Origin of the sequence: Tabrizicola sp. (assembly GCF_051645465.1) — a bacterium.
GTDB lineage: Bacteria > Pseudomonadota > Alphaproteobacteria > Rhodobacterales > Rhodobacteraceae > Tabrizicola.
The window spans coordinates 1-8,441 of the sequence record NZ_JBOFBI010000147.1 but is presented as its reverse complement, the minus strand read 5'-3'; the positions used below and the strand labels follow the sequence as shown (position 1 = coordinate 8,441).

Genomic DNA, 8,441 nt, shown 5'->3' with positions numbered 1-8,441 from the left:
TGGAGCGGGCGATGAGATTCGAACTCACGACCCTAACCTTGGCAAGATTTAGAAAAGGTTACGCCAGAGCGCGATATAATTCGATAATATACTGACTATAAACAGTTAATATCGTTTGTGGTTCGACGAAGCCGCCGATCACACGCTGCGGTTTTCCGCCAGTTGCTTACAGATTGCTTACATTTTTCGGTGTGATACAGTAATGTAAGCAGAGCCTCGGAGGCTAACGTCATGCCAAAGATGACCAAGAGAGCGGTCGATGCGCTTGAGCGACCGGCAAAAAGCCAAGAGTTCCTTTGGGACAGCGAGCTTCGTGGCTTCGGCGTCAGGGTCGTGCCGTCCGGCCTCAAGACCTTCGTTGTCCAATATCGCACGGCGGAAGGGCGGAGCCGACGGCTGGCGATCGGGCGGTATGGTCTGATTACCGTCGAACAAGCCCGCGATCAGGCGAAGATCAAGCTTGGCATGGTGGCCGGTGGCGTTGACCCTGCGCAGCAGGAAGATGTGCCTGAAGACAACATCACCGTCTCAGAGCTGTGCGATTGGTATCTCGAAGAAGCCAAGGCAGGTCGGATCCTCGGCCGACGCAACAGAGCGATCAAGGCGTCCAGCCTTGCAATGGATGAAAGCCGGATCAAGACCCACATCAAGCCATTATTGGGAAACCGCCTCGTTAGCAGCCTTCGGATCGTGGATGTTGAGGGGATGCAGTCGGACATCGTGCTTGGCAAAACTGCGAAGGCGCGCGGCACCGGTCGGGGCGGTGTGGCGACAGGCGGTCCGGGTGTGGCCGGCCGTGCCGTCGCAACGCTGCAAAGCATCTTTGCCCATGCCGTTCGCCATGACAAGATCGAGCGGCATCCAAGCCTTGGTGCCCGCCGTCTCGCGGCCAAGCGGAAGGTTCGCCGCCTAAGTTTGGATGAACTCGGCAAGCTGGGACAGGCGATGCGCTTCGCCGAACGAAACGGTGAGAGTCAAAGGGGACTTGCCGTCGTGCGGTTCCTCGCGCTGACAGGCTTTAGGAGATCGGAAGCCCAACAGATGCGCCGCGACTGGTTGCACGCCGAGGCCGGTTATGTCGCCTTCCCGGACACGAAAGGTGACGCACAGGTGCGGGCCATTGGGCCAAGTGCTGCTCGCCTGGCCGCCGCGCAGCCAATCCAGGCAGGATCGCCGTTTGTGTTCCCTGCGACAATGGGTGCGGGTTCTTACACCGGCGCGAAGGCTTGTCTGCAGCGCCTTTGTGCGACGGTGGCAATCGAAAACGTCACCCCCCATACGCTTCGCCACACCTTCGCGAGTATCGCTGGCGAGCTCGGCTTTTCCGAGTTGGTCATTGCTGCCATGCTTGGGCATTCCGCGCAGTCCGTGACGCAGGGATATGTACATGTTGACGACGCGCTGAGAGTTGCTGTCGCGCGCACCTGTGATGAGATCGCGGCATTGCTTGATAGTTAGCGTTGGGTGCCTTGAAGGCAGGCCTCCAAAGTTGGGGCGGCGCGTGTCGATAGCGAAAGCTTCAGATTTGGCGACGAAAGGCCAATACCGCGATTAGGATCGACCGATCGTTCGATCCGTCTTCCAAGATTTCGGACTCAACGTGAGGGTTCGGGTCAGGTGAAGTTGACGTTGAAAACGGATGTCAGTCGCAGCGTCGATGACTGCTGGCCGACAGTCTTGGGATGTGCCTGAAGGTAGACACTGGCCAAGATCAGGAGCCTGGTCAAAGCTCCGATCACTGACTGCGGGAAAGCAACCGCAGTACGCTCAATCCGGCCCAGATGACGTTTGGCGGCAGCGAAAGCGAGTAGTGGCCGCAATTCAGCTCCAGAATGCCAGGCGTTACGCCGACGGTCCTTAGCTTTGCCACCAATTGCCGCCCCAGCTCCGGTAACACCACCGTGTCCCTCGTGGCGAAGACAAACTGAAGATCAAGATCGGTTCTCGCCAGTTTGTCGGCGTAGTTTTCCAGATTGAGCGGTGCCCAGGCGCGCCGAAGGTTGGCCAATCCTACCTCAGCCTCGAGGCTGGCGCGTATGTGACGTGTGGCGCGGCCGGTCCAGACCATATCCGCAAGGCTTCCGGCCGAGAGGAGCAGTGCAGCCCTTTTGACAGCGGGATCATGGGCGGCAATCAGTCCGGCGACCCAGGCGCCCAAGCTCATGCCAAGAACCGAGATGTCTCCATATCCTTGGTTCTGCAGGGCGTGTATGAGTTTCCGTCCATCCAGCACGGCCTGTCGCACGGACTGGATGGTACGGCCGAGGTTCGGGCTGAGCATATGGTCGGCGTGACTGGAGGACGGACGGCTTCGTTCGAGGTGATAGGGCAGGGCCATCTCGATAACGGTTATGCCGCGCCGCGAGAAGAAGTTGGCGAGTTTAGGCGACCGTCGGCTTGCATTCCAATGGTGAAAGACCACGAGGGCACGGTCGGATGATCGCGCCTCAGTTACCTTCGCCCAGACGAGATCGTTCTCCGCAATTCCCGTGGGCAGGCTCGAGGTGAACCTGATCCATCCGTCTTCTCGGTCAACAACCGGATCCTGCTGGCTCGGGCCTGCGAAGAAGGTCGGGTCCGCAGTGGCATGGTCCGCAAGCGTGCAGAATTCAGCGAGACTGGTCACCCCGTGCGAGTCCGGAAATGCGAGCGCCGCATCGAGGGCGAAAGCGGTCCACTCCTTTAGCGCTTCGCCGCGCTCTGCCCGTCGTTCATCCCACCGATCAAGCCATCTACAGTACATTCTGGCCGCCTTTCAGCTTGCTCGGCTGCTGTGTGCCAAACGCCGGATCGAACAGGCCGAAGATCGACACAAGGACCGAAACGCCCAGCAATATCGAGAAGCCCGCGAACGCTCCGATCAGGAGATAGGCTGTGCCTGACAGGGCCACGACGGCCACCATCTTTCCCAGAGGTGCGTTGAACCCGGTCCCGAGACCAATTCGGATGAAGCCATAGAGAAAGACCACATTGGCCGAGAACGCAATCAGGAGGCTGGTGTATTGCGTCGGCGTGCTGTGCTGCGTTCGCTTGTCTGCAGCGTCCTGTCGGGAAAGGACGGACAACGTATCGCGGAAGAGCCAATCCAGAACACTTTCGGCATTCGTTATCAGATACAGGCTCTGTAGCTTCATGCAGGCTGCAATCAGCACCCCGCAGATCGTGCATCGAAAAATGCCTCGCATGATCCTATGGCGGATCTCGAGGATATCCGGTTGAGGTCTGCGATCTTCGTAGGCTGATCGGTGCTCGATTTCCCAGAGATCATGCACCAACGTGTAAAGCAGAATGAGACCGACGAAGAAGAGGTAGAAGCACAGGCACATGTAGAGATAAGCGAAGCCGGTGAACGCGACCGCCTGATGCACAGATAAGGCTTCAGGGTGCCCAATCGCTAGGGAACCCCAATCGATGGCATATTGACCACCGCCTTGCAGCAGGGGGATCAAGCGGACGCTGATCCACTGGAAGAGGCCAGCGAAGCCAAGGCAGATGAGGAAGACCGCCCAGTACGTATAAGCCGAGCCTTCGACCCTGTGCGCCCAACCAACGTCGCTCTCCGCGCCGCCACTGGCGGCCAAGACCGTTGCGCGCCCTTCAGTCTTCCAGAAATCCAACAGGTCTCCCGCGAACGCGAAGAAAAGAGGCATGAAGACCATGAAGAGGAGCGTCCAGTTCGGAGCCCAAAGGAAACCCACCTGCTTGGTGACACCATCGTCCCGGTCAAATGTGACACTGTGAATCCCGAGGAAGTACGAACAGAAGCCGAGCGCAACAGCTCCTGCGAAGACCGAGGCGGGAAGATCCAAGGGAGATGCGCGCGCAAGGAAAGCTTCGGATTTGCGCGGGAGGCTGAATGGCCTTTCGGCTTCCTCGGAAGCCTGCAGTTGCGGAGCCTTGAGAGGTGGAGTTGTTGTGTCATCACGCGCTGTCGAGAGATCGGCGTCCGGTGGGTTTTGAGAGGACTTCCCCGTAGCTTGCCGTTCCTGCCGCCTCCTGGCAGCAAGACGAGACTGCGACGCACTGAGCTCCGCCTGCCATGCGCTTGTTGCTTCGGGGTCGTCACACCCGAATATCCTCGCCAACCACCGAATGCTGTCCGAGCTGATGCCCGTATCGTTGTCCTGGAACCAGAGCTGAACGGTCCGCAGCTCGATCCCAGACTGGTTCGCGTCGATCTGTGAGATGGCCTTGGCAAGAAGATCGGGCGTCCAGGGCCCTTCTGGGAACCCTCTCTTGTCGACGGGGCGACCGGCACCGGCTGACGCAAGGCGCTGGAACAGTGCCTTGAAGTCCCTGCCGTCCGCTTCGGGCAGGACGAAATATTTGCCGTTCTTAATCAATGGTTTGAAGGACCTCATTTCGTCCTAATTCGCAACGCTTCGTATCACGTCGTGACTTGGTATTCCATTGCGACGCAACCTAAGCGTGCGGAACTCCGCCGCATCTGAAGCGCCGTCTGTCTGCGCCAAACAGATCCTCGAACTGGTTGAGGCAAACTGTCGTGTCGGTGGGAGAGCCGTGCCGGGCCATCTGATTGCGCCACTGTGATCACCGAGAGCGGTCGCTTCCGGTGCGCGGCGCAGACTGGTCTGTCGCAACTCAAGAGCGGTGCGGGGCTTGAGACTCAGTCTGCAAGGCGGGTGAAAGGTGGCAATCGAACTGAGACATCTGCGTTATGTTATTGCTGCCGCCCAGTGGGGCAGTTTTCGGCGTGCGGCTGAGTCTCTGGGTGTCGAGCAGTCGGCCATCAGCCGGCGGATCCGCGACCTGGAAGACGATATTGGTGCCGCGTTGTTTATCCGGCATTCGGGTGGCGTCCTTCTCACCCATGCCGGAAAGATAGTTGTGCGCCATGCCAAGCATGCACTGGACGAAGTCTCCGATGCCGCCGCCGATGTCCGGTCGATCGGTCGCGGTGACGAAGGGTTGGTTCGGGTCGGTATCTTCTCGTCGCTGGCGTCCGGCTTTCTTGCGCAAATGCTGCGTGCCTATAGCGATCGTTACGCCGGCGTGCATCTCGACATTGTTGAAGGGGACCTGTCGGATCACATGGCGGCCGTACGACTGCTCAAGCTCGACGTGGCCTTCGTCGCCGGGGCGCCATCCCCCGCAGATTGCGATACGGCGCAGCTCTGGACCGAAGGCGTCTTCGTTGTGCTCCCGAGCGGCCATGCCCTTGCGGAACGCAAGTGTATTTGCTGGGACGATTTGCGCGATCAGGCCTTCATCGTCAGCGAGTGCGATTCCGGTTCGGAGATACTGGATCTCCTAGCCAAGAGATTGTCTGATCTCGGGGTCCATCCCATGATCGATCGCTACCGCGTGGGGCGCGACAACCTCATGCAGATCGTCTCCTTCGGGCGCGGAGTGACGCTGACGAGCGAAGCCACGATTGCCACCCGATTTCCGGGCGTGGTGTATCGACGGCTTGCCGGCGAGGCGCTGCCGTTCTGCGCGGTGTGGTCTCCCAATAACGATAACCCGGCGCTCCGCCGCCTGCTCAGCATCGCCAGATCCTTGTCGAGGGAGGACGGCTCGCACCGGCGTCGGCGGGCTACCGCAGGGTCGTTGAACGCCCAGCTGCCTGCGGGTCCTTCGTTGAAACGACTTTCCGGGCCTTTGCAAATCCTCGGTCGGTCGCCATGAACCGCTCAACCATGGGAGCAATCAATTGCGCCGGTTCCTTTACTGGCTGCCCGGTCTCCCGTCCAAGCACCTCCGCATAGGCAATGAGGTCGCGATGCAGGCTCGCGGGAAGCTCGATGGTCACCTTGACCGGCTTGTCATCCGCGATGGGACCGAGTTTCAGCCTGGTCATATCTATCCCCTTTGCGGTTCGAGGATGAGGTCGCGCGTCACGATCACGCGCACGGGAAAGCCGGGGCGGATGGTCAGCGTCGGTTGCACATCGAGTTGGCGGCTGACGATCTGCTGGCCCGCATCATTTATGGTGTCCTGCGCGCCGTCGCGGATCGCGCTCGCGAGAACGTCGCCGTCATCCGCAGCAAGTTCGGTTCCTACGTTCAGGAGTGTTGAGAGCGCGGCCGCCTTGGCGATGTCCCACCAATGATAGTCGACGCCGTCCTCCAGTCCGGCGTAACCGCCTGCATCTGCCCCGCGTTGCCGCTCCAGCACAATGGAACTTCCATCCGGAAAGATCAGCCTGGTCCAGACCAGCAGCACGCGGCGCTGGCCGACACCGATGCCACTGTCATATTCGCCGATGAGACGCGTGCCTTGCGGGATGAGAAGATAGCGGCCCGATGGGCTGTCATAGACATGCTGAGTGACCTGGGCCACGATCTGGCCGGGCAAGTCCGAACGGATGCCGGTGACGAGCGCTGCCGGAATGACCGCTCCCGCCTGCAGCACATAGGGCGATGCGGGTGGGGCGACGCGGTCCGCAGAGACAGTGCGGCGGTCGACGGGCGCATTGAGGAAAGCCAACTGCGCGTCCTGCGCGGTCTGGGGTTGCTGCTCGCCGGGAAATCCAGGTGGAAAGTTTCCCGCAGGATCGAAGCGTGTACTGTCCGGAACCGAGGTGGGCTGACCGCCTTCGGCGTTGAAGAACAATTCGCTGGTGCGCGCGGCTTCCATCTCCGCCAGCCGGAGCTGTTCTTCCGGATCGGGACCGGCAACCGCGGTCGGTGGAACCGGGCGTCCCTCTTCCTGGGCGCGAAGGATCGGCCCACCAAGATCGCCGGGCAGGGCCGGACCGAGTTGCGGGATGCCCGCATAGTCTGATGGAAGTTGGCCGAGCTCATCTGCGGTCGGCCGGTTTTCCGTGGTGTAGAGTTCGCTGGGCTGGTCCGCGCTTTGCCGCCCCTGCAGCGCGAAGATCAGCGCGCCGCCGATCCCGAGTGCCGTGACGATGGTCAGGCCGGCAAGCACTTTGCGCGAGAGGCGCACGACACGCGGTGGCTCGGCCCGCAAGCGAAAGGCCTCGTTCCGGTCCTTGCCAGCCGGGCCTTCGGCTGTCTCGGTGCTGGGGGGAAGGTCTTTCGATCTATCGGTCATGATCTGTGCCCTCCCTTTCCGTTGTTTCAGCATCGCGTCTCACGCCGTCGGTCCGGACAATGCGGACCATTTGCTGGTCCTCGCCGCCAAGGCGCAGTTCGGCGGCGCTGAACAGGCGGTCGACGATGAGAACGTTCTGATGGACGCGCGTATTGACGATCTGCGCCTCGCCCTCGGCGCCGATGACGAAGAGCGGTGGCATCTCGCCCTGAATGATCCCGCGCGGGAAGACGATGTAAACGCGGCGGCCATCGTCGAAGACCATATGCGGACGCCAGGCCGGTCGGTCGCCCTGAAGGCCGTAGCGATAGTGCCGCTCCGACCGAGGTGGTATGATTGGTGCCGCGACGGCGGGTGCGCGTGTTTCCGATTGGACGCGCGGATAGGACCAGGCGACCGAGGGCATGTAGGAGTCTTCGTTCGCCCGCAGCTCGATCAGATAGGTCCGCCGGTCCGTGCTGATGACGAGATTGGTCGTGATATCGGGTCTGGTCGGCTTGACCAGAATGTGAACGCGAGCGTCACGTCCGCTGCCGCTGGTCGTATCGCCGATGATCCAGCGGGTGGTGTCACCGGCTGCAATCGGGCCCGCTCCTGTGAGCTGCTCGCCCGGCTCGAGCGCGATATTGGTGATCTGCCCGGGCGAAGCGTAGACCTGATAGAGAGCCCCTTCACTGTAGGGAAAGATCTGGATGGCGTTGAAGTAACCCTCGCGGCGAGGCTCGACGCGGGCGGCGGCATTGGCATTGACGACGCGGGCCTCGGGCGTTGGAGCATCGACGCTGCCACCGTGCGAGGGCGTCCAGGCGGGCGGGGTATGAACAGGGCCGGGCGGGCCTTCGACGACAATGGGGGGTGGTGCCGGAAGCGATGGCACGTCGCCGTCATAAGTAATTTCCGGCGGCTTGTAAGTCGTCGCGCAGCCGGTGAGCCCCAGGCCCATGATTAAAGCGAACGCGATGGAGCGCTGAGTGCGGTTCATTCCTCCAACTCCCGTGACCAGTTGATGGCGTGGACATAGATGCCGAGGGGGTTCTTCCGGAGCCGTTCGGCCGTCCTTGGTGGCTGAACAGAGAGGGTCAGGATCGCCGTCCAATGTTCGGTGGCTGCGAGACTGCCGTCCTGATAGCGCCGCTCGGTCCAGGCAACGCGGAAGCTGTCGGGCGAGGCGCGGATGACGCTGGACACATCGACCGAGATCTGTGTCTCTCCGACCTTGGCAAAGGGATCCTCCGCGCGGGCATAGTCGTTGAGCGCCAAAGCACCGCGATCCGTGGTGAAATCATAGGCACGAAGCCAGTTCTGCCGCACGATGATCGGATCGGCGGCGATCGAGCGGACCTGTTCGATGAAATGCGCCAGATGGAAGGCGATCTGCGGATCGGTCGGCTGATACTCGGCGGTTGCGGGGGCAATGGTCC

General features: G+C 61.2%; 8 protein-coding genes. 2 read left to right on the top strand and 6 right to left on the bottom strand.

Annotation, left to right across the window (positions count from 1 at the left end):
- The first annotated feature begins 231 nt into the window (after positions 1–231).
- Positions 232–1,458 carry a tyrosine-type recombinase/integrase gene (locus tag ACRCSW_RS09285; RefSeq protein ID WP_438704467.1) on the top strand — a complete coding sequence of 409 codons (1,227 nt, stop codon included), beginning with the start codon at positions 232–234 and terminating at the stop codon, positions 1,456–1,458.
- A gap of 277 nt (positions 1,459–1,735) precedes the next feature.
- Here ACRCSW_RS09285 and ACRCSW_RS09280 read toward each other — a convergent pair whose 3' ends face one another.
- Together ACRCSW_RS09280 and ACRCSW_RS09275 are read right to left on the bottom strand one after the other, a co-directional pair.
- On the bottom strand, positions 1,736–2,743 hold the full coding sequence (locus tag ACRCSW_RS09280) for an RcgR family putative quorum lactone hydrolase (protein WP_438704465.1): 1,008 nt from the start codon (positions 2,741–2,743) through the stop codon (positions 1,736–1,738).
- Positions 2,733–4,361, bottom strand: coding sequence for an RcgA family putative transporter (locus ACRCSW_RS09275; protein WP_438704464.1), 1,629 nt, complete (start codon positions 4,359–4,361; stop codon positions 2,733–2,735). Before ACRCSW_RS09275 ends, ACRCSW_RS09280 begins: the two co-directional genes overlap by 11 nt.
- A 289-nt stretch (positions 4,362–4,650) precedes the next feature.
- On the opposite strand from ACRCSW_RS09275, the gene ACRCSW_RS09270 reads away from it, so the two are divergent.
- Positions 4,651–5,649, top strand: coding sequence for a LysR family transcriptional regulator (locus ACRCSW_RS09270; RefSeq protein WP_438704462.1), 999 nt, complete (start codon positions 4,651–4,653; stop codon positions 5,647–5,649).
- Here ACRCSW_RS09270 and ACRCSW_RS09265 read toward each other — a convergent pair.
- From ACRCSW_RS09265 to trbF, 4 genes are all read right to left on the bottom strand, one after another.
- Positions 5,558–5,821 (bottom strand): DUF2274 domain-containing protein, encoded by a 264-nt coding sequence (locus ACRCSW_RS09265; protein WP_438704461.1) that lies wholly within the window; start codon positions 5,819–5,821, stop codon positions 5,558–5,560. The two genes, ACRCSW_RS09270 and ACRCSW_RS09265, sit on opposite strands and share 92 nt — an antisense overlap.
- 2 nt (positions 5,822–5,823) lie before the next feature.
- Positions 5,824–7,020 carry a TrbI/VirB10 family protein gene (locus ACRCSW_RS09260; protein WP_438704460.1) on the bottom strand — a complete coding sequence of 399 codons (1,197 nt, stop codon included), beginning with the start codon at positions 7,018–7,020 and terminating at the stop codon, positions 5,824–5,826.
- Entirely contained in the window at positions 7,010–8,002 is a 993-nt protein-coding gene (gene trbG, locus ACRCSW_RS09255) for a P-type conjugative transfer protein TrbG (protein ID WP_438704459.1), read from the bottom strand. The genes ACRCSW_RS09260 and trbG overlap by 11 nt, the downstream gene beginning before the upstream one ends.
- A partial coding sequence (trbF, locus tag ACRCSW_RS09250; RefSeq protein WP_438704458.1) for a conjugal transfer protein TrbF occupies positions 7,999–8,441 on the bottom strand: 443 nt, incomplete at its 5' end. The genes trbF and trbG, both read right to left, overlap by 4 nt.